Genomic DNA, 21,531 nt, shown 5'->3' on the forward strand with positions numbered 1-21,531 from the left:
TAACAAGCTGCATGTGGTGCTTTTGCAGTTTTGCCAGCCCCCTCTCCAACGGAACGTCCAGCACGTCCGACCACGGTGTTTTGAGTATAGGTGGCGAAAACGGGATCAAGAAAATCCGGCGAGAAGGTAGGGTTTCGGGGTAATCCCCCCATTTTAATGCTCGCCAGACGTAGAGGTCAGGCCACGAGGGCCAACTTCTGTTTGGGGGTGATGCCTCCCAGGGTCATGTTTGGCCGTTCGTGATTGTATGTCCACAGCCAGCGTGCTGCGTACTCTTGCACCTCTGCGATCGACTCGAACAAGTAATGCCCCAGCCAGTCATAGCGTACCGTGCGGTTGTAGCGCTCGACGTAAGCATCCTGCTGTGGATGTCCCGTAGGGCCAGGCGGCTTCCACCGCCTCACGGCGCATAAACGGGGTCATCCGGGTTTTGCTGCTCCAGTTCAGCCTGCAACACCTGAACCTTCTGCATCTGTCCGGCCTCATGCCAGTAGCTGATCAGCGCCAGGCGCGCGTTGCGGTTGGTCGGCTGGCGTTTGAGCAGCGCCTCCAACTCTTTGCGGGCGGCCTCCTGTTGGCCGCTGTCGTGCAGTGCAATGGCTAACACATAGCTGAACTGTGCATTCTCGGGGGCCAGTTGGGCGGCTTTGTGCAGCGCGTTCAGTGCCTTGTCACGCTCGCCTCGGCGAACCAGGGCGAGGCCTTGGGCGTGTTGCAGCAAGGCGGCGTCTGGATGCCGGGCAAGGTTTTCTTCCAGCAGTTGACGCGCCTCGTTCGCACGGCCCTGAGCGTCCAGCAATTGGACCAGGGTAATGACCGCGGGCAAGAAGTCCGGGTTACGCTGCAGAGCCTCACGCAGCGCAGGCTCGACCAACGCAGCACGACCGCTGTTTTGATACAGCATGGCCAGATTGAGGTTGGCCTCTGCACGTTCTTTCAGGCTGTTTTGCACCTCTTCATATTCGCGGATAGCCGGCTGCCAGAGCTTGGCAATCGGCGCACGGGCCGGCTCCGGAAGTTGCGCGAGTTGCCAGGCGGCGGCGATGCGGACTGCGCGGACCGGGTCGCTAAGCCGCGGCGTGAGCAGCCCTATTTGCTGCTGTGCAGGGCTAAGGGCGCCAACCACATCAATCGCGGCCTCACGAACCTGCGGTGCCGCGTTGTTCAGCGCGATCGCCGCCAGCGCAAGGGCGCGCTGGCTGGGATAGTTAGGTAACTCGGCTAGCAAAGTGGCACGCCGAATAGCCGGTAGATCACTGCGCTCCAACTGCTGCTTAAGCACGCGCGCCGCACCGGGCAAGCCATTACGGGCTTGGTGCAAGGCGTCGGCATAGCCGCCATCCTTAACCGCTGTCTCGCCGTACCAGAGCTTGAACTGTTGTGCGACCGTGCTGCTGGAGGTTTCACGATGGCAACCGAGACAGGCATCGGTGCTGCCGAGCTGCAACGCGTGAGCCGGGTTAGGAATGCTGAAACTGTGGTCGTGGCGATAGTCATTGACCATGTACAGCTTGCCCGGCATGTGGCAATCGATGCATTGCGAGCCGGCCTGGCCGGCCTTGTGTTGGTGGTGCTCGGGCGAGTCATAGTTCTTGGCGTGCAAACCAGGGCCATCGATCCCCTCGCGCGAAGGCTTGCCAGAAGGGTTGTGGCATTGCAGGCAAACGCCGTTGCCTGGCGTTTTCAGCTGGTTGCTGTGGGGATTGTGACAGTCGTTGCAAGCCACCCCCTTGGCGAACATCTTGCTCTGGGTGAAGGAGCCGTACTCGAACACTTCTTCCTTGATCTTGCCGTCGACCTCATAGAGTTCAGGGGTGAGAGCGCTGGGCAGGTAGTCGTCCATCAGCCGGTTTTTGTGCTGGAAACCATCGCCCAGCGGCGCGCGGCGCGCATGGCAGCGGGCGCAGGTTTCCACTTGGGTGGTGGCATCGGTCTTAAGCAGTGACAGGTCGAAGCCTTTAGCGGCTTCCTGGTTTTTTGCCGGCTTGGCCGCAGCACTCCATTGCAGGTGTTTGGACGCCGGGCCGTGGCAGCTCTGGCAGCCCACGCCAAGACTCTGCCAGTGGCTGGCGAAGCTGTTGTTCTTGGCCTCGAAGTTACGTTTGAAGTCGGTGGTATGGCATTCAACGCACATGAAGTTGGCGTTCTGGGTCGGTTTGCTCCAGTGCAAGTCGTCTTTGAAGTCGATCTTCTGCCCTGGATAGAGCTCGAACCACTGCCCCTTTTGCGTATCCCAGGCAACGCCCGAAGCCTGTAAACGCCCGCCTGGCATCTCGATCAGGTATTGCTGCAGGGGCTCGATGCCGAAGGTGTAGGCGACTTTGAAGTCGGCCGCTTGGCCATCTGGGCCCGGGGTGTTGATCCAGTACGCGCCATCGTGCTGAGTGAAGCGAGTCGTTTCTGCTTCGCCTTTGAAGGTCACGGCGTTGAAGTTGCCGAGCACGTTAGGGCTGCTGGCCGGGAGCATGGCCATCTGGTGGTGTGAGCCCTGCCAATCCTTGACTTGCTCGCGGTGGCAGGCTTGGCACTGGGCCTCATCGACAAAACTTGCCGGCGTCGCGATGGGCGTTACCGTCTGCTCTGTGGCCACGCTGGCGGAGGGGATCACAGCCTGCGGCGTGCAGCGCTGGAGGAACAACCAAATTGCCAGCGTCAGCAGCAACAGGCCGGCAAGAATCGGGTAGAGGTGACTGAAAGAGCGTTTAGTGGATGTTGTCAGAGGTACGCTTAGAGCGTTTTTCTTATGCTTCGACATGCAGACATCCGATGTTCTGACGAGCGAATTTCACGGTTAGGTGCAGCTTCAGCGAGGTGCGCCGAGCTGTCAAATAGCGCATATAAGGGCGGCCTCATCCGCGCCTTGGCTAGTAGAGCCGTGTCGGTCGAGCGCCTTCGCCTTTCCAGCCTGAGCGAACCCGAGGGCAGAGCATCTATCGCTATGCAGCGCTGCTGGCGCAAGTCGATGTGGACGGCATGTCGCTGATTGCGGGTATCACTCTGCGCCATCGGCAAACCGGGCATAACCACGCCGTCACCCTGCATGCCGGCAAGGCAATCCTTACTGGAAAGTTCTGTATACAGGCCTAGTCTTCGTGGGGGAGTCTGTATTTCTTCGGGTGGACAGGTAGTGAGCGCTCCTCGAGATATTCACGAAAGTGTGGAGGAGCGGAAACATGAAACAGAGAATTCTGGCCACTGTGTTTGCCGCGACAGCCATGCTGTCCGCGGTTGTTGCGCCGGGGCTGGTGCAGGCTGCCGATAAGCCGAACATTGTCGTGATCATGGGGGACGATATTGGCTGGTTCAATATCGGTGCCTACCACCAGGGCATGATGGCCGGCAAGACGCCGAACCTCGACTCCCTCGCCGCCGAGGGCATGCGTTTCACCGACTACTACGCCGAGGCCAGCTGTACCGCCGGCCGCGCCAACTTCATCACCGGCGAGTTGCCGATCCGCACCGGCATGACTACGGTCGGCCAGGCCGGCTCGCCGGTCGGTATTCCCGCGCAGGCTGTGACCATCGCCACCACGTTGAAATCGATGGGCTACGCCACCGGCCAGTTCGGCAAGAACCACCTGGGTGACCTGAACGAATTCCTGCCCACCGTGCATGGCTTCGACGAGTTCTTCGGCTACCTCTATCACCTCGACGCGATGGAAGACCCGGCCCACCCCAACTATCCGCAGGATCTGTTAGACAAGGTCGGCCCGCGCAACATGGTGCACAGCTGGGCGACCGACAAGGATGACCCAACGGTGATGCCGCGCTGGGGCAAGGTCGGCAAGCAGAAGATCGAAGACGCCGGCACGCTCTATCCGGAGCGGATGAAAACCGTGGATGACGAGATTCGCGATAAGGCCTTCAGCTTCATCGACCAGGCGAAGAAGGACGACAAACCGTTCTTCCTCTGGCTCAACCCGACACGCATGCACATCGTCACCCACCTCTCGGACAAGTATGAAGGGCTGCGCAACTCGGAGAACGGCTGGTCCATCCATGAAGCAGGGATGGCGCAGCTCGACGACATCGTTGGCGAGCTGATGAAGAAGCTCAAGGACATGGGTGTTGACGACAACACCATAGTTGTATTCACCACCGATAACGGCACCGAGAACTTCACCTGGCCGGATGGCGGTCAGACCCCGTTCGCCGGTGGCAAGGGCACCGCGCTGGAGGGCGGCTTCCGCGTGCCGGCGATCCTGCGCTGGCCTGGCAAGGTGCCGGCCGGCAAGGTCGAGAACGGCATCATGTCGGGTATGGACTGGTTCCCGACCTTCGTCGCAGCAGCCGGCAACCCGAACATCGCCGCCGAGTTGCTCAAGGGCAAGCAGTTGGGCGCGCAGAACTACAAGGTCCATCTGGATGGTTACGACCAGACCGCGATGATCACCGGCAAGGGCCCGTCGGCTCGTCATGAGATTCTCTACTTCACCGAGGGGACGCTCTCGGCAGTGCGCGTCGATGACTATAAGTACCGCTTCACCGATCAGCCTAGCGGCTGGTTCGGCGGCACGGTCAAGGTCGACGTCCCGATCCTGGTGAACCTGCGTCTCGATCCGTTCGAACGCACCGGCTTGAATGGATCGCTTCAAGCCTTCGACTGGTTCAAGTTCGAGTTCTGGCGCTTCCAGTTCGTGCAGAAGGAAGTCGCCAAGGTCGCCATGACCGCGATCGAGTACCCGCCGATGCAAAAAGGCGCGAGCTTCAACCTCGATGCGGTCAAGGAGCAGATCCAGAAAGCCATTGCAGGCCACGCCGGCAAGTAACTGATGTAACAGGTAAAGGGGCGGCCCAGATGGACCGCCCGCACAAGGGCAATTATCGCGCTTCCCCCGAAGTGGGAGGCCGATCCGCAGTGGATTGGGGCTGGCAAATGCGACAGTGGAGTAGACACATGGAAAATATGGGTTCGTGGGCAAAACTCCGGTGGTGCCGCGAAGTTGCCCACTTCTCTGTTGTCTGACCGGTAGTGATGATCCGCCCCAGCCAAGGAGCACCCTATGCAGTCGAAACTACATGCGCTGCCGATCTCCGCTCTGACCCTGCTGACGCTCTGCTGTAGCCAGCAGAGTCAGGCAGGCGGGATCATGCTCTACGAGTACGCTACCGACAACGTCGGCCTGGCCAATGCCGGCGCCGCAGCGCGGGCGCAGGGGCCGTCGACCATCGCCAGTAACCCGGCGGGCTTGAGCTATCTGGACGGCACTCAGATCAGCGCCGGTGCCCAGGTGCTCTACGGCAACCTGAGCTTCGACCGGGACTCTGCAACCACCGGCACGGGCAGCGGCAGCGGCAAGGTGCTGGAGCCGACGCCGGGCGCCAGCTTCTTCATCAGCCATCAACTGGATGAGCAGTGGAGCGTCGGTTTTGGCTCTTATGGCGACTTCGGCCTGGCGGCTAACTACGACAATGGCTGGTCCGGGCGTTACTTCGTGCAAGACGACAGTCTGCTGGGTTTGTCGCTGGTGCCGAGTCTGGCCTATCGCGTCAACGATGAGTGGTCGCTGGGTGTCGGGCTGAAGGTCATGTACGCCATGCTGCAAGAGCAGACGGCGATCAACCGAGCGCCATTCGGTTTGACCGATCGTGCCGACGGCCAATTCAAATATGAGGACAACACCTGGGGTTATGGCGCCAACCTGGGGGTGATCTATGCGCCGCAGCCCGGTACGCGGATTGGCCTGACCTACACCAGCAAGGTCGATCTGGACTTCGAGGATCGCCTGGACGTCAAAGGAGACGGCCCGTTGCTGGATCGACTGAACGGCCTGAACACCAAGCTCGACATGCAGGTGCCACAAACCGCCACCCTCAGTCTGTATCAGCAACTCGACCGGCAATGGGCGCTGCTGGCCACGCTCAACTGGCAAGACTGGTCGCAGTTCGGTGAGATCTCTGTCGATGTGGACACCTCTAGCACCGATGCGCAGTCGACCACCGTCGATGCGCAGTACAAGGATACCTATCAGTTGGCCCTAGGCGCGCAATACCAGGCCACGCCGCAGCTGCTCTGGAATCTCGGGGTTGCCTATGACAGCACGGCGGTATCTGACGCTAACCGGACCTTTACTGTTCCGATGGGCGCTTCTTGGCGTCTGGCGACCGGGGCCACCTATGCGCTGGATCGAGACACCGACCTGAACCTCAGCTGGGTCATGGTCTGGCTGGGTGACATGCCGATCGATCAGAGCAAATCCTTATCCGGCGATCGCACCTCTGGGCAGTTCGACAATGCCTGGATTCAAGCCCTGACGGGCAATATGACCTGGCGTTTCTAACGCCCGGCAATCGCGTAGAAAGTTCCAACCCAAGGAGTACAAAGTCTCATGAGCATGTCGCGTAAATGGCTGGTTGGCGTTGCATTGGGCAGCCTGCTGCTCGGTGGTTGTGTCTCGAAAGTGACGGAGAAGGAGCAGTATTCGGGTTTTCTGCCCAGTTACGATGGGCTGCAGGAAGTCACGACACCGAGCGGTCAGAAGGCCATGCGCTGGGTGGCCCCGGGCTTCACGCCTGGCGCTTATTCCACTGTGGTGTTCAACCAGTTGGAGCTGTATCCCGCACCTAAGCCGAACGAGCGGGTCAACCTGCAGACTTTGCAGGAGTTGCAGGCGTTCACCAGCACTAGCGCGAAGAGCGTACTGGCGCAGAAGTACCAGGTAGTCCCAACTCTTCAGGCGGCGCCAGCCGGCTCTCGCACCCTGATTCTGCGCGCAGCGATCACCGGCGTCAGTGCCTCCAACGAAGGCATGAAATGGTATGAGGTGGTACCGGTGGCCGCGGTGGTGGGGGCGGCTTCCGCAGCCTCCGGCCATCGCGATCAGACTACCGAGCTGTACATCGAGGCCGACTTTGTCGATGCGGCCTCCGGTTTGCCGGTGGCGAAAGTCATGCGCAAGGTGTTCGGCAAAACTCTGGAAAATGAAAGCCAGGAGATCACCGCCGATGACTTCAAGGCGGCGATCGAGGGCATGACCGGCGATATGCAGGCGCTCCTCAAGTAACTGGGAGATGTGGTCCGTTCAGCCTGCCGGGTTGTGCCGGGGACAGGGATGTCCCCGGCAACCTGTAGTTAGCGGGTCAGACCATCACCCACGCCCAGGGCGCTCGCTATTTCCCAGCGGCCGCAGCGCCCGGCGGAGCGAATCCGGGCGGCACCTTGAGCCACGGGAAGCCCTGCAACGCCAAGTCATAACCGGTGGCGTAGAGCTTGCGCATGTATTGGTTGTCGAACTCTTCCTTGTGGGGCGCGTTGAAGCTCGACGGTATGAACCCGAGGTTGAAGTCCACGCCGTCGCGTTGGGCGATGGCATAGATCCGGTAGAGGTCGCCGATGCCTTGGCTGTGGATCAACGAGGCGACCGAGCGCCCCGCGATGCTCATAGTGCTGCGCTCGACCTGCGCCCAGTCCGGATCGAGCCGCGCGTTGCGTATCACGTAGAGCCTGCGTTCGCGGCTGACTCCGGCGGCTGCCGCCACCTCTTTGATGCGGATCCCAGCCGGATAAGCGAATACCTGCGCCATGATGCCGCCGTCCACGTGCATTTCCTGGTAGGCCTTGCCGTCGACTTCCACATCGAACATCGTCGGCGGAAAGCCTCCCGGAATCGCGGCGGATGCGATCATGATTCTCACGAACAGGTCCAATGCCTTGGGACCGCCGTAGCTCGCGATTTTTCCCATGTCCCAGATGATGGGGCGGCGCGCATCGAGGTCGGCGGTGGCGATCAACAGAAAGCGGCCCTTCGCGTACTCGGCGGCGATCGCCTTGAGCATGTCCTCGTCCACCGATTTGCGCGTCAGCTTCAACAACGGTGCGTTGTCCGCCATTGCATCACCCAAAACACCCGCGAGGAAGCTGCGCGGCTCGAGGACGTCTTTCGGGGATATGGTGGTATAGACCTTCTTCAGCGTTGCGTCGTACTTCGGCCCGAGAAAGACGAAAGGCGCAATCAGCGCGCCGGTGCTGATGCCGGTAACGAGTTTGAATTCAGGCCGCGTTCCTGTGGCCGTCCAGCCATTCATCAAGCCCGAGGTGAAGGCGCCATTGTCACCGCCGCCCGAAATCGCCAGATAAACCGCCGGCGGGAGCGCCCCCTGGTGTCCCTGCTTCGCGAGGTAAGCCTGCTCCCGCCGCAGCGCTTCAGACCCGACTCGAATCAACTCTGTCATGTCGCCACCCGCGACATAACGCACCCCGGCCATGCCCGGAATTTCCGCTCTCGCCGTCAACTCGGGCGGCACCGCCGGCAGGCGCGGCGGCGCCATTGCACAGCCCTGCATCAGCACTAACACGGCCACAATCAGGCTGGTGGTTTTCATCATCATTTATCTCTCTTTCTATGCCGTGTTGAACTCGATGAGTGGGTGGCCGGCTAACGTCGGGCTTCAGGACTTGCCGAATCACGGCCGGCACCAGAGGCACAAGGTAATGTCATCGTGCATTTGCTCTTGGAGGTTTCCTAAAACACCACCCCCACCAGCATTTTCAGCAGTTCTTCCAGCGGCATCATGGTCAGTACCAGCGGCACGATCGGCGCCAGTGTGGCGACCACGATTTGGAGGATGGCGTCCTTGGTAACAGGCGCGAGGCGCATGCTCCGTACCACCTCGTAACTATTGCCCAGATCGGCGAGGGACTGGATGTCGGCGCTCCCCACGAACGGCTCATCGGCAGGCGCGCCGCCACGCAGCCACTTGGTATCGAACTCGCGCACGTAACGCTCCGCCAGCGTGCCAAATTCGCTCCGGCCCGTGCGCTTCGCCTGAGCAAGCTGAGACGTAAACACCAGGAGTGGGCCGAAGACCAGGCACAGCAGAACAATGACCACCACGGCGATTTCGACCTTGAACTCGGTCAGTGCTGCGCCCGCATAGAAAATGCGGCTGGCGAGCTGCCCGGCAAGCAGCGCGCCGTGCGCTACCGCGAGCAGGGCGAAGGCGTGGGCTGTATTGGAGAGAAATCCCAGGCCGCCGAGGCGATCAGGATGCGAGGGAACCAGGCTCAACTCGATGCGTGACACCTGCCAGAGGAAGCGCGCCCAGATGAAGAGTCGGAAATACCAGCGGCACAGCAGGAACTGGAAGATCGGCAAGCTCACGTAGCCATACCACATCCCGGCGAACGAGAGCTTCGAGCCGTCAACGGACGGAGTCGCGTACCACGTGGCTGCGTCGAGCGCCACGTATTGGCGCCAGATGATCAGGACACCGACGAGATACACGAAGGCGATCAGCAGTACCTCGGCGGACACCGAGTTGCGCAGCCGAAATGCCGACGCAATGGCGGCATCGAACCGCGGCATGGCGCTTTCGGGAATCAAATGGCGCTCCAGGAATACCTTCACCACGGAACGCATGCGCCGGTGCACCACAAGCTCGGCAGCGATCAACAGCGGCATCGCCACCAGGAAGCGGACGTGGGCTTCCACGTCCAACAGGAAGGGCACGGCCACACTCCCGCCGAGCAGCTGCCCTTCCAGAGTTGAGAGCACCAAGAGCGGCAGCCATACAAGCAGCGAGATCAGGATGATGCGTTGGCGCACCAGCATCAGCGTATCGTCGGACAGGTGCGCCCGAATCAGCAGCTGGAAGAGCGGCCCGCCGAGGACGAGCGAGAAGTCTTGCGCCGCCGGGAACGAACCCAAACCGTCGCTGGGTTCCGATGTTCGGGATTTCATTTCAGTCCCTCCGCATCGAGGCAAAGCGCATGGCGCTCAGCAGGATGGACGAGCGCGCTGGGCAGAAAAAGCCAGATGAGTACTCATCCAGAGTTCCTCCAGAACGGCAAACGCCTGAGTTAAGGGCATGCGGGCGGCACGCCCGTGCCCTTGAGCGCTTAGTGAGGAGTCACTCACGCCCATTTCTTTCCGAGCTCTTCCAAGCCAGCCTTTTGTAAGTCTTCCGGGCTCATCAAGATGCGGAACTTGCAGTTGGCCTGGAAGTTAAGAAAGAAGGGCTCAGCAAAGGCAGGTAAATCAGACGGATCTTGTACGTTAATCACAAAGATACCGCCGCGTTTTCCGTCTTGCTCCGTGAAGTAGGCAGTCTCCGGCTTGATTGATTCAAGAATGCGCCCAATGATCTCGCCCACCTTTCCGCTTCTGACTAACGAGTTGAATGGTTCAAGTGGAAACTCGGCCGTGAGTAGCATTTTCATTTGTGAGCTCCCCTTTGTTGCGGCAATCAAAGGCGGTGCCGCTGGCGCCAAACTACAGATTAGGCGACATTTTTGTCGCACACCTCGTGGGGTGCCGGATGAGGGTTCTTGTCGCCCCGTAGATCCTGGTTTTGCATGAAGCGGGTCACTGTGAACGCGGATCTATCGTTGTCTCTATTGGTTAAGGAGAGCGCTATGAAAAAGATCCTCGGTATCTACAGCAGCCCCAAACAGCATTGGGTCGGCGATGGCTTCCCGGTGCGCACGCTGTTTTCCTACGACAGTTTGGGTAAACACACCAGCCCATTCCTGATGCTGGACTACGCCGGCCCGGCCGACTTCACCCCGACACAACGCCCGCGCGGCGTCGGGCAGCACCCGCATCGCGGTTTCGAAACTGTGACCATCGTCTACCAGGGCGAGTTGGAGCACCGTGACTCCACCGGCAGCGGTGGGCGCATCGGCCCCGGCGATGTGCAGTGGATGACCGCGGCCTCGGGCATCCTGCATGAAGAGTTCCACTCCGATGAATTCACCCGCAGCGGCGGCACCCTGGAAATGGTGCAGCTGTGGGTGAACCTGCCGGCCAAGGACAAGCTGGCCGAGCCGGGCTACCAGACCCTTCTCGATCGGGACATTCCGCTCGTGCGGCTGCCGGACGCCGCCGGCAGTCTGCGCCTGATCGCCGGGGAGTACGCCGGCCACAAGGGCCCGGCGCGCACCTTCACGCCGATGGATGTCTGGGATATTCGCCTGAATGCCGGCAAGAGCGTCGCGCTCAATCTGCCGCACTGATCGTGCTGCGTGGCAGCGTGCTGGTCAACGGTACTCAGGTGGCGCGGGAGGCGCAGATGGTCTTGCTCGATCGTACCGGCGACGAACTGGCGTTGGAGGCCAACAACGAGGCCATGGTGCTGCTGCTGGATGGCGAACCCATAGACGAACCTATAGTCGGTTACGGGCCCTTCGTGATGAACAGCCGGGAGGAAATCGAGCAGGCGATACAGGACTTCAATAACGGCAGTTTCGGACGAATGCACAACTGATGGCCGCATCCGCGACCTGGCAGCTGACTAGTCTGGATAGACCCGCTTGCACCGGGAGGGCGCCCCATCGATAGCCCCGTCCTGCCCGGCTGGGCGGCCCCAACAACATCAACTTCCGCAGCAGTCGATGGGCTCCGTCTCATCCGTAGCACGACCCCGCACAGCCTGGTTGCCATAACGCAATCCGGCTGGCGGATTTCCCTGAAAAAGATGCAAGGGGACTGATCATGACCACTCCCTACAAACGCCTCGACAAAACCCAGGCTGCGGTACTGCTGGTGGATCACCAGGCGGGCCTGCTGTCGCTGGTGCGCGACTTGGATCCGGACAGGTTCAAGAACAACGTGCTGGCTTTGGCCGACCTGGCCAAGTACTTCAAGTTGCCGACCATTCTTACCACCAGTTTCGAGGATGGCCCCAACGGCCCGCTGGTTCCCGAGCTGAAGGCACTGTTTCCGGAGGCGCCCTACATTGCCCGTCCCGGCCAGATCAACGCCTGGGACAACGAAGACTTCGTCAAGGCCGTGAAGGCCACCGGCAAGAAGCAACTGATTATTGCCGGCGTGGTCACCGAAGTCTGCGTGGCTTTCCCGGCGCTCTCGGCGATTGAGGCAGGTTACGACGTGTTCGTGGTTACCGATGCCTCGGGCACCTTCAACGAAGTTACCCGTCACTCGGCCTGGAACCGCATGTCTTCAGCCGGCGCACAGCTGATGACCTGGTTCGGTCTGGCCTGCGAGCTGCATCGGGATTGGCGCAACGATGTCGAAGGGCTGGGCACGCTGTTCTCCAACCATATCCCCGACTACCGCAACCTGATCACCAGCTACACCACCCTCAAGGCCGGCAAGTAACGACTTTGGGCGAGCTAGCTAGCCTGGATGCCCATGGTGGAAAACCGTTTTGCCAATCAATGTTTAGCGTTGCAATAACCAAGCATAGATAAAATTAGATTTAACGCCGCTTAACTCTTGTGTGATTCTGCCCGCCACACGCTTGCCTTGGCACCTTCGCCTCAAGCAGCTTGGCTACAGGGATATCGCCTCAAGCGTTCCTTTGTTGCCCGCTGCTTTCAGCAACCATAAGCCACCGCAAACTGTTGAGCAGAGCGATTCCAATTGAGTACCTCCCTTCCTCTTGAATTAGCGTTTTGGGCATTGTGGCACTGCCGCCATGCGCGGCCGCCTGACGCTCCGGCCCTCTGACAGGCAACTCGCCCTGTCCGCTACCTGAACCTGCGCCTGCACAACAGCAGCGCCGTTTCCCGCGTGCATTCTCCGGCAGCCCGGTAACCCGATCTCCTTGCATGGGCAGATCCGGCCTGCGCGTACCCGCAGGTTATGCACCGTGAACGTCAAGACGACGCGATAACAAGAGAGTCCCCATGAGCTTTGCCACACCGCAAGAAGCCCTGAACTTCCTCGAACAGAACCCCGATATCGAGGCTTTTGAGCTGTTTATCCTCGACAACAACGGTGTGCCACGCGGCAAGTTGCTGCATCGCGATGAGTTGTTGGCGGTTTATGAAACGGGGCGGCCGTTGCCAAGCACCATTCTTGGGCTGACGGTCAATGGCGAGGATGTCGAGAACTCCGGTTTGGTCTGGGATGTCGGTGATATCGACTGCCGCGCCTATCCGCTGTCCGGTAGCCTGACCCGCCTGCCTTGGCGGCTGATGCCGACCGCGGCGGTGCAGGTCAGCATGCACCCGCAACAGGGCATGCCGGCTGCGGTGGCTGACCCGCGGCGGCTACTGGCCAAGGTCATCGACGAACTCAAGGCCGATGGTTATTACCCGATCATGGCGGCCGAGCTGGAGTTCTACTTGCTCGACCAGAAACGCGACAGCAATGGCCGACCACAGCCGGCGCTGGATGCCGATGGCGGCCGCCCCCACAGCACGCAAGTCTATGGTTTGCGCGAACTCGAGCAGATCGAACCGTTCCTCGCGGACCTGTATGCCGCGTGCAAGGCGCAAGGTATACCCGCACGTACTGCGATCTCCGAATATGCCCCCGGTCAGGTGGAAATCACCCTGGAGCATCGTGCCGATGCCCTGCAGGCGATGGACGAAGCCGTACGCTACAAGCGCCTGGTCAAAGGCGTGGCGCACAAGCACGGGATGATTGCCTGTTTCATGGCCAAACCCTTCGATCATATCGCCGGCACGGGCATGCACATGCACGTCAGCCTGGCGGATGAGCTGGGTAACAATCTGTTCGCCAGCGAGGCGCCGGAGGGTACGCCGCTGCTCAAGCAGGCGATTGGCGGCATGCTTGCCACGCTACTCGATTCGCTGCTGTTCTTTTGCCCCAACGCCAACTCCTACCGCCGCTTCCAGGCCAACAGCTACGCGCCGCTGGCGCCGACCTGGGGCGTGGACAATCGCACCGTGAGCCTGCGTGTGCCGGGTGGCCCGGCGAACAGCCGGCACATCGAGCACCGCATTTGCGGCGCCGATGCCAACCCTTATCTGGCCGCCGCCGCGATCCTTGCCGGTATCCACCGCGGCATCCGCGAACAGCTCGACCCCGGCGCGCCTATCGAGGGCAACGGTTACGCCCAGGCCAAGGAGGTTTTACCGACGGACTGGCTGACCACCTTGCGCGCGCTGGAAAACTCCGCCTGGGCCCGCGATGCCCTGGGTGACGAGTTTCTGCGGGTCTACCTCGCGGTCAAACGTGCCGAGTACCGGCAGTTTATGGGCGAGGTAGGCGAGCAAGACTGGCGCTGGTATCTGCAGCAGGCGTGATAGGCGCTGGTTGGTTGTCGAGTGCTGAGCGGGGCAGGTGACTATGCCCCGGTCTGCTCCCAGGCGATGGCCTACGAGCCGGCTCTTTGAGCCGAGAAGCTAAATCAATCAGGAGCCTGAATTCGGCTGGCCTTTGCAGCACTGCTCTGGCGCCGTTTCAGGCTTTGTATCAGCGACAATAGAAGTGGGAACCTGAGTGCTATGACTACTACACAGCGCTGCAACTCTTACTACACGGCCACCCTCAATGAGGAAACCAGCTACCCGCGCCTGGAAGGCGAGCAGCGGGTCGATGTGGCGATCATCGGCGGTGGTTTTACCGGTGTTTCGACGGCGGTCGAGCTGGCCGAGCGCGGCCTGAAAGTGGCGATCATCGAAGCCAAGAAGATTGGCTGGGGCGCCACCGGTCGCAATGGCGGCCAAGTCACGGGCAGCCTGTCCGGTGACGAGGCGATGCGCAAACAGATGCGCGCCAAGCTGGGTGGCGAGGTCGACGACTTCATCTGGAACCTGCGCTGGCGTGGGCACGAAATCATCAAGAAGCGCGTGGCCAAGTACGGCATCCAGTGCGACCTCAAGCACGGTCACCTGCACGCCGCCTACAAACCGAGCCACATGGAAGGCCTGCAGGCCAACTATGACGAGGCGGTACGCCGCGGCATGGGCGACGAAGTGCGCATGATCAGTGCCAGTGAGATGCCGAATTACCTGGAAACCGATGTCTACCATGGTGCCCTGCATAACAAGCGCAACATGCATCTGCACTCGCTGAACCTGTGTATCGGTGAAGCCAAGGCCGCCGCCAGCTTGGGCACACTGATTTTCGAAAATTCGCCGGTCGTGGAGATTATCCACAACGATCTGCCGGTGGTGGTGACCGAGCATGGGCGGATCACCGCCAACTCGGTGATCCTCGCCGGCAACGCCTACCATAAGCTCGAACAGCGGAAGATGGGTGGGATGATCTTTCCGGCCTCGGGTGGCATCGTCACCACCAAGCCGCTGGGCGAAGAGGTCGCGGCCATCCTAAATCCTCACGACCTGGCCGTTTACGACTGTCGTTTCGTACTCGATTATTACCGCATGACGGCCGACAAGCGCCTGCTGTTCGGCGGCGGTGCCAACTATTCCGGCCGTGATTCGCGCGACATCGAAGCCGAACTGCGCCCGGCGATCGAACATACGTTCCCCAGGCTCAAGGGGGTCGAGATCGAGTTCCAGTGGAGCGGCATGATGGGCATCGTGATCAACCGGATTCCGCAGCTAGGCAAACTTTCAAAGAATGTCTGGTACGCCCAGGGCTACTCGGGGCACGGGGTGGCCACCACCCATATCGTCGGCGAAATCATGGCCAATGCCGTTACCGGATCGATGGAGAAGTTCGATACCTTTGCCGGTGTCAGCCATATCCGCCTGCCGGTTGGCGCCTGGCTGGGCAATCAGATGATGGCCGTGGGCATGTGGTACTACCAGATGCTTGAGCGGTTGCGCTGAGTCCGCGGCTTCCTGGCTTGATCTGCTCTGTGGGGGTTGCTTGGCCACCATCGAGGCTCGTTCAGGTCAGGCATTCACCCAGCGTTGCCGTCCCCAGCTACTCAAGGCATCCACGCCCAGCACCAGGAGCAACATGGCCAGGATCACCGTGCTGGCCTGTGCTTCCTGGAACAGGCTGAGGCTCATATAGAGCATCTGCCCGAGGCCGCCAGCGCCGACGAAACCGAGCACGCTGGCCATGCGGATATTGTTTTCCCAGCGATACAGGCTGTAGGCCAATAGTTGTGGCCAGACGCCCGGCAGGGTGCCGTAACAGAAGGCTGCAACCTGACTGCCGCCGTTCAGGCGAATGGCTTCGGCAGGCCCGGGCGGGGCGTTTTCCAGTGCCTCGGCAAACAGCCGGCCGAGTACGCCCGAGGTGTGCAGCGCCAGCGCCAGGGTGCCGGCATTCGGCCCCAGCCCTGCGGCCAGTACCATCAAGGTGGCCCAGACCAATTCGGGTATGGCGCGCAAGGCATTGAGCAGCAGCCGCGCGGCGCTCTGGGCCAGCCAGCCGAAGCGCTTGGCGGCGGGTAGTGCCAGGAGCAAGCCGAGCAGCGCCGCCAGCAGTGTGCCGAGTGCCGACATGGCCAGGGTTTCCAGGGCGCCGCGAGCGATAGCGCTGAGATGCGCGCGGCTAAGGTCCGGCTCAAGGAAGCGCCGGGCATAGCCGGCCATTTGCTGCAGGCTGTCGCCACCAAACAGGGCGCTGAGATCGATGTCGAGATAGCGGAAGGCTGCCAGCATGGCGCTGCCGATCGCCAACAGCAGCAGAAGATTGAGCGCGCGGTTCATGTCAGCCTTACCCGCAACAGCCGGCTGAGTTGATCGGCCAGCAAGACCAGGCCGAGAAAGGTCAGCAGCAGGCTGGCCACTTCGCCGCCGGCAAACATGCGCAGGGATAAATCGATCTGCTGGCCAAGCCCGCCGGCCCCGACGAAGCCCATCACCACCGACGCGCGGATCGCGCACTCCCAGCGATAGATGGTGTAGGACAGCATTTCCGCTGCGGCGTTGGGCAGGATGCCGTAGAGGAAGGCGTCCAGACGGCTGCTGCCGGCGATCATCAGCGCTCGCGCCGGGCGTTGGTCGACCGACTCGAAAATCTCGGCGTAGACCTTGCCGAGCATGCCGCCGTAGGTGATGGCAATGGCCAGTACCCCGGCGGTTGGGCCGAGGCCTACGGCCCGCACGAAGAGCAGGGCCCAGACGATTTCCGGCACGCTGCGCAGGAAGATCAGCACGCCGCGTGGCGGCCAGCGCAGGAGTCGGGCCGGCCAACTGGGATTGCCGCCCCGAGGCACGGCCGAGAGTGACAGGGCGCGACTGGCCAATAGGGCTGCCGGCAAAGCGATCAACAAGGCCAGGCACATACCGGCGGTGGCGATAGCCAGGGTTTGCAGGGTGGCCGGCCAGAGCAGTTGCAGAAACTCGGTGTCATGCGCCGGTGGCCAGAAGGCCGCGACGAACTGGCCCATGTTGTGGGCGTTAGCGCTGTCGAACAGCACCAGGGGGTTCAATTCGCTGAGCCGAATCCCGGGCCACAGCAGCGCGACGGCCAACAGCGTCAGCAGTAGCCGTGGCAGGCCGGCCGGGTCGCGAGTAGCCGAACTCAGCATCGCGGAATAGGCAGGGTAATGGGGGGCGGTGCTGGCGAGGCCGGCAAGGGGTTCAGTTGCTCGTTGGCATACAACGCATCGAGCTGGGCCGGGGTGACCTCCTTGGCCGCGCGGTCGAAGACAATCCGCCCGTCGCGTATGCCGATGATCCGCGGGAAGTGGGCCAGTGCCAGGTCGACCGCATGCAAGCTGGCGAGCAAGGTGACCTTGTCTGCGGCGGCATGCTGGCAGAGCACGCCGAGGGTATGTTCGGCCAGCACCGGGTCCATGGCCGAGACGGGTTCGTCGGCGAGCATCAATTGCGGAGCCTGGTAGAGCACACGGGCAACCCCGACGCGTTGCAACTGGCCACCGGAAAGCTCGGCGCAGCGCTGGAACAGCTTATCCGCCAGATCCAGTCGGCCGAGCGTGGCCCGCGCACCGCCGATGTCCAGCGGGTGGAGCAGGTTGAGCAGGCCTTTGAGCAGCCCCCACTGACCGAGTTTGCCGGCCAGTACCGCCGTCACCACCCGTTGCCGGGGGGGCAGGGGTGGTGCTTGATGAATCAGGCCTATGTGCCTGCGCAGTCTTTGCCGCGCCGCGCCGGACAACGCCCAGGGCGACTCGCCGAACAGTTCGAGTTGCCCGGTGGAGGGCCGCGCGGCCGTGGCCAGCAGGTGCAGCAAACTGGTTTTGCCGGCACCGGATGGCCCGATAACGGCAACTCGTTCGCCATGCTCGACGTTCAGGTCTATCCCGTTCAGGGCCACCTGGCCGTTGGTGTGGCGCAGGGTTGCCGCGCTCAGGCGAATGATCACTTCAACAGGCCGGCGGCGCGGGCTGCTTCCTCGATGCCTTGGTAGTTTTCCGGCTTGGTGGCGATGAAGCGGCTGGCGGCCTGCAGATCGAGAATCGCCTTTTGCTCTGGATTAGCTGGGTCCAAGGCGAGGAAGGCGGTTTTGATCTTCTCGGCCAGTGCCGGGTCGAGGCTGCCGCGTACCGTCCAGTTGTAATCGTAGTAAGGCGGGGTGGTGGCGAAGACTTTGACTTTTTGCGTGTCGACCTTGCCGCTGGCGACCAATTTGTCCCAGACCGAGGCGTTGAGCACGCCGCCATCGACCTTGTCTGCTTGCACCCAGGCTACGGTGGCATCATGGGCGCCGGAATAGGCCACGCGGCTGAAGAACTCTTCCGGGTTGATCCCATCTTTAAGCATGAAATAGCGCGGCATCAGGCTGCCGGAGGTGGAGGAGACCGAACCGAAGGCGAAGGTTTTGCCCTTCAGGTCTTGCAGGCTTTTGATCTGCGGATCTGCGCTGATGAACTTGCTGGTGAATTTCTCGTCCTGTTCACGCTGCACCAGCGGAACGGCATTGCCAGTCTTCAGCCGCGTCTGGACGAAGGTGAAACCGCCCAGCCAGGCCATGTCGATGCGGTCGGCGGCCAGCGCTTCGACCACGGCGGCATAGTCGGATACCGGGACAAACTCGACCTGCATGCCGAGCTGCTGTTCCAGGTAGGCACCCAGAGGTTTGAACTTGCGCAGCAGTTCGGTCGGCGCTTCGTCGGGTATGGCCGAGACTTTCAGGGTCTCAGCGGCAAAACTGGATACGGCGGACAGGGTCAGGGCAAAGCCGGCGGCGAGCGCCAAGGTACGTTTGAACATGGGGGTTCTCCGGTTAAATAGCGGAAAAAGCCGGCGATTATAGGGGGCAGTGGGCCTGCGCGGGCAATCTTCCGTACGCTAAGGCTTAGCCCTTGTACTTTGCTAGAATCCGCCCCCTGTTGCCTGTAGCGAGAAAATCCCCGATGAGCGAACCGATCCGCTTGACCCAGTACAGCCACGGCGCCGGCTGTGGCTGCAAGATATCGCCCAAGGTGCTGGACGTGATACTGGCCGGCAGCGGTGCGCAGAATCTCGACCCGAAGCTCTGGGTCGGCAACGCATCGCGTGACGATGCGGCGGTTTATGCCCTGGATGACGAGCGCGGGGTGGTATCCACCACTGACTTCTTTATGCCGATAGTCGATGATCCCTTTGATTTCGGCCGTATCGCGGCCACCAATGCGATCAGCGATATCTACGCCATGGGCGGCGAGCCGTTGATGGCGATTGCCATCCTCGGCTGGCCGGTCAACGTGCTGGCGCCCGAGGTGGCGCGTGAGGTTATCGCCGGTGGCCGCGCCGCCTGTGAGGCCGCAGGCATTCCGCTGGCCGGCGGGCACTCGATCGACGCGCCCGAGCCGATCTTCGGCCTGGCGGTCACCGGGGTGGTGGAAAAGCGCCATATGAAGCGCAATAACACCGCGACGGTGGGCTGCAAACTCTACCTGAGCAAACCTCTGGGCATCGGCATCCTCACCACGGCCGAGAAAAAGGCCAAACTGCGGGCCGAGGATGTGGGGCTGGCCCGTGACTGGATGTGCACCCTGAACAAGCCCGGCAGCCGTTTCGGCAAGCTCGCCGGCGTGCAGGCCATGACCGACGTCACCGGCTTTGGCCTGCTCGGCCATCTACTCGAAATGGCCGACGGCAGTGCGCTGACCGCTCGACTTGAATTCGCCGCGGTGCCACGCATACCTGGTGTCGAGTATTACTTGGGCGAAGGTTGCGTACCGGGTGGTACTCATCGCAACTTCGAAAGCTATGGCGAGAAGATCGCTCCGCTGCCCGAGGCGCAGAAACTCTTGCTGTGCGATCCGCAAACCAGCGGCGGGCTGCTGGTCGCGGTCACGCCGGAAGGCGAAGCCGAGTTCTTGGCGGTAGCCGCTGAGCTGGGGCTGACGCTTGCGCCGATTGGCCAGATGCTTGAGCGACAGCGCTACGCGGTCGAGGTGTGCTGATGCGCGAGAACACGTCGAATTACCGCGAACTCTTCCTCAATGACACGCCGATGATGGACGCCCGTGCCCCGGTGGAGTTCCACAAGGGCGCGTTCCCTGGGGTGCTCAACCTGCCGTTGATGAATGACATGGAACGGCAAAAGGTCGGCACCTGCTACAAGCAGCACGGCCAGCAAGCCGCCATCGAACTGGGGCACCAACTGGTCGCCGGCCAGCTCAAGGCCGAGCGGGTCGAAGCCTGGGTCGCGTTCGCCCGCGCCAATCCCGAGGGTTACCTGTACTGCTTTCGCGGCGGCCTGCGCTCGCAAATCGTCCAGCAATGGTTGAAGAGCGAGGCGGGCATCGACTACCCACGGGTGATCGGCGGTTACAAAGCCATGCGGACCTTCCTGCTGGAGATCACTGAGCAGGCCGTGGCGCAGTGCGATTTCGTCCTGATCGGTGGCCTCACCGGCACCGGCAAGACCGAGGCGCTGAGCCAACTGGCCAATGGCCTGGATCTGGAAGGCCACGCCAATCATCGTGGTTCCAGCTTCGGCAAACGGGTAACTGGGCAGCCGGCGCAGATCGACTTCGAGAACCGCCTGGCGGTGGATATTCTGAAAAAGCGGGCGGCCGGGATAGAGCGGTTCGTGTTGGAGGACGAAGGCCGTACGGTGGGCAGCTGCTCGCAACCGCTGGAACTGTATCAGGGCATGCAGCACTACCCGATGGTGTGGCTGGAGGACAGCCTCGAAGGCCGCGTCGAACGCATTCTGCGCGACTATGTGATCGACCTGTGCGCCGAATTCATCGCTGAGCATGGTGACGAACAGGGTTTCGTGCGCTTTGCCGAGCGTCTGCAGCAGAGTCTGGCAAACATCCTCAAGCGCTTGGGCGGCGAGCGCTACCAACGGCTGGCGACGATCATGCAGGAAGCCCTGCTTGAACAGCAACGCAGTGGTGCGGTCGAGCTGCATCGCGGCTGGATCGAGGTGCTGTTGAAGGAGTACTACGACCCCATGTACGCCTTCCAGCGCGAAAGCAAGAGCGGCCGAATCGAGTTTTCCGGTGAGCAAGCTGAGGTAGTGGCCTACCTGCAAGAGCGGGCAAAGCGTCAGTAAATGGCGCTCCGGCCGATCTGGGCAGAAGCAGGGCGCTCAGTGCGCTCAGCTACAGCGTCGCCACGGCTAGTGCAAAGCCTGTTTTGAATGCATGGCTCTTCTCTATATATAGAGGAGCTTGGAGTTGCTTAGCAGTAGCTTCTCCCGAGGGAGTGCCGAGTCACGCTAATATTCGGTTTTGGATGGAAAGGCTTTCAATAAGTGCTTGACGGTTAATTTGCTGGGCCTATAATGCGCACCACTTCCGGCGCAGACCTCTCAGAAAACTTCTTAGATAACAAGAAGTTAGCTTTAAAAGAGGGGTTGCAAAGCAGCGAAAGCTGTGTAGAATGCGCCGGGCTGACAAGGCGGTGTTTGGGTCTTGTTGGTCGGTCTGCTGGAGCGATCGAAAGCGGTTGAATGAGGTGGTTGACAGCGGTTTGAAACGCTGTAGAATTCGCCTCCCGCTGACGAGAAGCCCAAGGGTGATCGGAAGCGCAAGCGGTTGAAGTAGAAA

16 protein-coding genes and 2 pseudogenes are annotated in these 21,531 nt (G+C 61.4%); 9 read left to right on the forward strand and 9 right to left on the reverse strand.

Translation table 11 applies throughout. The features are described from left to right. Positions 1-176 precede the first annotated feature (176 nt). Both FFS13_RS13980 and FFS13_RS13985 read right to left on the reverse strand, forming a co-directional pair. A pseudogene (locus tag FFS13_RS13980) lies at positions 177-374 on the reverse strand (transposase); the annotation flags it as partial. 26 nt (positions 375-400) lie between these two features. Further along, positions 401-2,755, reverse strand: a complete 2,355-nt coding sequence (locus tag FFS13_RS13985) for a tetratricopeptide repeat protein (protein WP_137819688.1) — start codon at positions 2,753-2,755, stop codon at positions 401-403. A 418-nt stretch (positions 2,756-3,173) separates the two neighbouring features. Between FFS13_RS13985 and FFS13_RS13990 the strand changes: the two genes are divergently transcribed. From FFS13_RS13990 to FFS13_RS14000, 3 genes are all read left to right on the forward strand, one after another. Further along, on the forward strand, positions 3,174-4,769 hold the full coding sequence (locus FFS13_RS13990; protein WP_137819689.1) for an arylsulfatase: 1,596 nt from the start codon (positions 3,174-3,176) through the stop codon (positions 4,767-4,769). Between the two features lie 234 nt (positions 4,770-5,003). Further along, the gene (locus FFS13_RS13995; protein ID WP_137819690.1) at positions 5,004-6,281 is read left to right on the forward strand and encodes an OmpP1/FadL family transporter; all 1,278 of its coding nucleotides are present in this window, start codon (positions 5,004-5,006) and stop codon (positions 6,279-6,281) included. A 48-nt stretch (positions 6,282-6,329) separates the two neighbouring features. Then, a complete protein-coding gene (locus FFS13_RS14000) occupies positions 6,330-7,004 on the forward strand; it encodes a DUF3313 domain-containing protein (protein ID WP_137819691.1) in 675 nt (224 codons plus the stop codon). Between the two features lie 106 nt (positions 7,005-7,110). Here the strand turns inward: FFS13_RS14000 and FFS13_RS14005 are convergent, their stop codons facing one another. The 3 genes from FFS13_RS14005 to FFS13_RS14015 form a co-directional block, all read right to left on the reverse strand. Then, the gene (locus FFS13_RS14005) at positions 7,111-8,328 is read right to left on the reverse strand and encodes a patatin-like phospholipase family protein (RefSeq protein ID WP_171006488.1); all 1,218 of its coding nucleotides are present in this window, start codon (positions 8,326-8,328) and stop codon (positions 7,111-7,113) included. A gap of 134 nt (positions 8,329-8,462) precedes the next feature. Next, the gene (locus FFS13_RS14010) at positions 8,463-9,680 is read right to left on the reverse strand and encodes a hypothetical protein (RefSeq protein WP_137819692.1); all 1,218 of its coding nucleotides are present in this window, start codon (positions 9,678-9,680) and stop codon (positions 8,463-8,465) included. Between the two features lie 173 nt (positions 9,681-9,853). Next, positions 9,854-10,159 carry a panthothenate synthetase gene (locus FFS13_RS14015; RefSeq protein ID WP_137819693.1) on the reverse strand — a complete coding sequence of 102 codons (306 nt, stop codon included), beginning with the start codon at positions 10,157-10,159 and terminating at the stop codon, positions 9,854-9,856. A 195-nt stretch (positions 10,160-10,354) separates the two neighbouring features. On the opposite strand from FFS13_RS14015, the pseudogene FFS13_RS14020 reads away from it, so the two are divergent. From FFS13_RS14020 to FFS13_RS14035, 4 genes and pseudogenes are all read left to right on the forward strand, one after another. Beyond that, positions 10,355-11,205, forward strand: a pseudogene (locus FFS13_RS14020) (pirin family protein). Positions 11,206-11,432: 227 nt separating this feature from the next. Further along, the gene (ycaC, locus tag FFS13_RS14025; protein ID WP_137819694.1) at positions 11,433-12,059 is read left to right on the forward strand and encodes an isochorismate family cysteine hydrolase YcaC; all 627 of its coding nucleotides are present in this window, start codon (positions 11,433-11,435) and stop codon (positions 12,057-12,059) included. A 530-nt stretch (positions 12,060-12,589) separates the two neighbouring features. Continuing rightward, entirely contained in the window at positions 12,590-13,957 is a 1,368-nt protein-coding gene (locus tag FFS13_RS14030) for a glutamine synthetase family protein (protein WP_137819695.1), read from the forward strand. A gap of 201 nt (positions 13,958-14,158) precedes the next feature. Beyond that, a complete protein-coding gene (locus tag FFS13_RS14035; RefSeq protein ID WP_137819696.1) occupies positions 14,159-15,451 on the forward strand; it encodes an FAD-binding oxidoreductase in 1,293 nt (430 codons plus the stop codon). Between the two features lie 66 nt (positions 15,452-15,517). On the opposite strand, the gene phnE is transcribed toward FFS13_RS14035, so the two are convergent. From phnE to FFS13_RS14055, 4 genes are read right to left on the reverse strand one after another with little or no spacing between them, the layout of a single operon-like run. Continuing rightward, complete coding sequence (gene phnE, locus FFS13_RS14040; protein WP_137819697.1) at positions 15,518-16,285, reverse strand: phosphonate ABC transporter, permease protein PhnE; 768 nt, start codon at positions 16,283-16,285, stop codon at positions 15,518-15,520. After that, positions 16,282-17,109, reverse strand: a complete 828-nt coding sequence (locus FFS13_RS14045; protein WP_137819698.1) for an ABC transporter permease — start codon at positions 17,107-17,109, stop codon at positions 16,282-16,284. The genes phnE and FFS13_RS14045 overlap by 4 nt, the downstream gene beginning before the upstream one ends. Next, on the reverse strand, positions 17,103-17,906 hold the full coding sequence (locus FFS13_RS14050; protein ID WP_137819699.1) for a phosphonate ABC transporter ATP-binding protein: 804 nt from the start codon (positions 17,904-17,906) through the stop codon (positions 17,103-17,105). The genes FFS13_RS14045 and FFS13_RS14050 overlap by 7 nt, the downstream gene beginning before the upstream one ends. Continuing rightward, positions 17,903-18,754: a putative selenate ABC transporter substrate-binding protein gene (locus FFS13_RS14055; protein WP_137819700.1), complete on the reverse strand. Its 852-nt coding sequence runs from the start codon at positions 18,752-18,754 to the stop codon at positions 17,903-17,905. Before FFS13_RS14055 ends, FFS13_RS14050 begins: the two co-directional genes overlap by 4 nt. A 143-nt stretch (positions 18,755-18,897) precedes the next feature. On the opposite strand from FFS13_RS14055, the gene selD reads away from it, so the two are divergent. Together selD and mnmH are read left to right on the forward strand one after the other, a co-directional pair. After that, complete coding sequence (selD, locus tag FFS13_RS14060; protein ID WP_137819701.1) at positions 18,898-19,932, forward strand: selenide, water dikinase SelD; 1,035 nt, start codon at positions 18,898-18,900, stop codon at positions 19,930-19,932. Continuing rightward, positions 19,932-21,035: a tRNA 2-selenouridine(34) synthase MnmH gene (mnmH, locus tag FFS13_RS14065; protein ID WP_137819702.1), complete on the forward strand. Its 1,104-nt coding sequence runs from the start codon at positions 19,932-19,934 to the stop codon at positions 21,033-21,035. Before selD ends, mnmH begins: the two co-directional genes overlap by 1 nt. The last annotated feature ends 496 nt before the right edge of the window (positions 21,036-21,531 follow it).

Source organism: Pseudomonas sp. 2FG (assembly GCF_005502935.1).
In the GTDB taxonomy this organism is placed as follows: Bacteria; Pseudomonadota; Gammaproteobacteria; order Pseudomonadales; family Pseudomonadaceae; genus Aquipseudomonas.

What these genes read in the sequence shown, in the direction of transcription:
- mnmH (WP_137819702.1), top strand. Translation starts at nt 19,932, where the DNA reads ATGCGCGAGAACACGTCGAATTACCGCGAACTCTTCCTCAATGACACG.
- FFS13_RS14055 (WP_137819700.1), bottom strand. Translation starts at nt 18,754, where the DNA reads ATGTTCAAACGTACCTTGGCGCTCGCCGCCGGCTTTGCCCTGACCCTG.
- FFS13_RS13995 (WP_137819690.1), top strand. Translation starts at nt 5,004, where the DNA reads ATGCAGTCGAAACTACATGCGCTGCCGATCTCCGCTCTGACCCTGCTG.
- FFS13_RS14035 (WP_137819696.1), top strand. Translation starts at nt 14,159, where the DNA reads ATGACTACTACACAGCGCTGCAACTCTTACTACACGGCCACCCTCAAT.
- FFS13_RS13990 (WP_137819689.1), top strand. Translation starts at nt 3,174, where the DNA reads ATGAAACAGAGAATTCTGGCCACTGTGTTTGCCGCGACAGCCATGCTG.
- selD (WP_137819701.1), top strand. Translation starts at nt 18,898, where the DNA reads ATGAGCGAACCGATCCGCTTGACCCAGTACAGCCACGGCGCCGGCTGT.
- FFS13_RS14015 (WP_137819693.1), bottom strand. Translation starts at nt 10,159, where the DNA reads ATGAAAATGCTACTCACGGCCGAGTTTCCACTTGAACCATTCAACTCG.
- FFS13_RS14010 (WP_137819692.1), bottom strand. Translation starts at nt 9,680, where the DNA reads ATGAAATCCCGAACATCGGAACCCAGCGACGGTTTGGGTTCGTTCCCG.
- FFS13_RS14005 (WP_171006488.1), bottom strand. Translation starts at nt 8,328, where the DNA reads ATGATGATGAAAACCACCAGCCTGATTGTGGCCGTGTTAGTGCTGATG.
- phnE (WP_137819697.1), bottom strand. Translation starts at nt 16,285, where the DNA reads ATGAACCGCGCGCTCAATCTTCTGCTGCTGTTGGCGATCGGCAGCGCC.
- FFS13_RS14045 (WP_137819698.1), bottom strand. Translation starts at nt 17,109, where the DNA reads ATGCTGAGTTCGGCTACTCGCGACCCGGCCGGCCTGCCACGGCTACTG.
- FFS13_RS13985 (WP_137819688.1), bottom strand. Translation starts at nt 2,755, where the DNA reads ATGTCGAAGCATAAGAAAAACGCTCTAAGCGTACCTCTGACAACATCC.
- FFS13_RS14000 (WP_137819691.1), top strand. Translation starts at nt 6,330, where the DNA reads ATGAGCATGTCGCGTAAATGGCTGGTTGGCGTTGCATTGGGCAGCCTG.
- ycaC (WP_137819694.1), top strand. Translation starts at nt 11,433, where the DNA reads ATGACCACTCCCTACAAACGCCTCGACAAAACCCAGGCTGCGGTACTG.
- FFS13_RS14030 (WP_137819695.1), top strand. Translation starts at nt 12,590, where the DNA reads ATGAGCTTTGCCACACCGCAAGAAGCCCTGAACTTCCTCGAACAGAAC.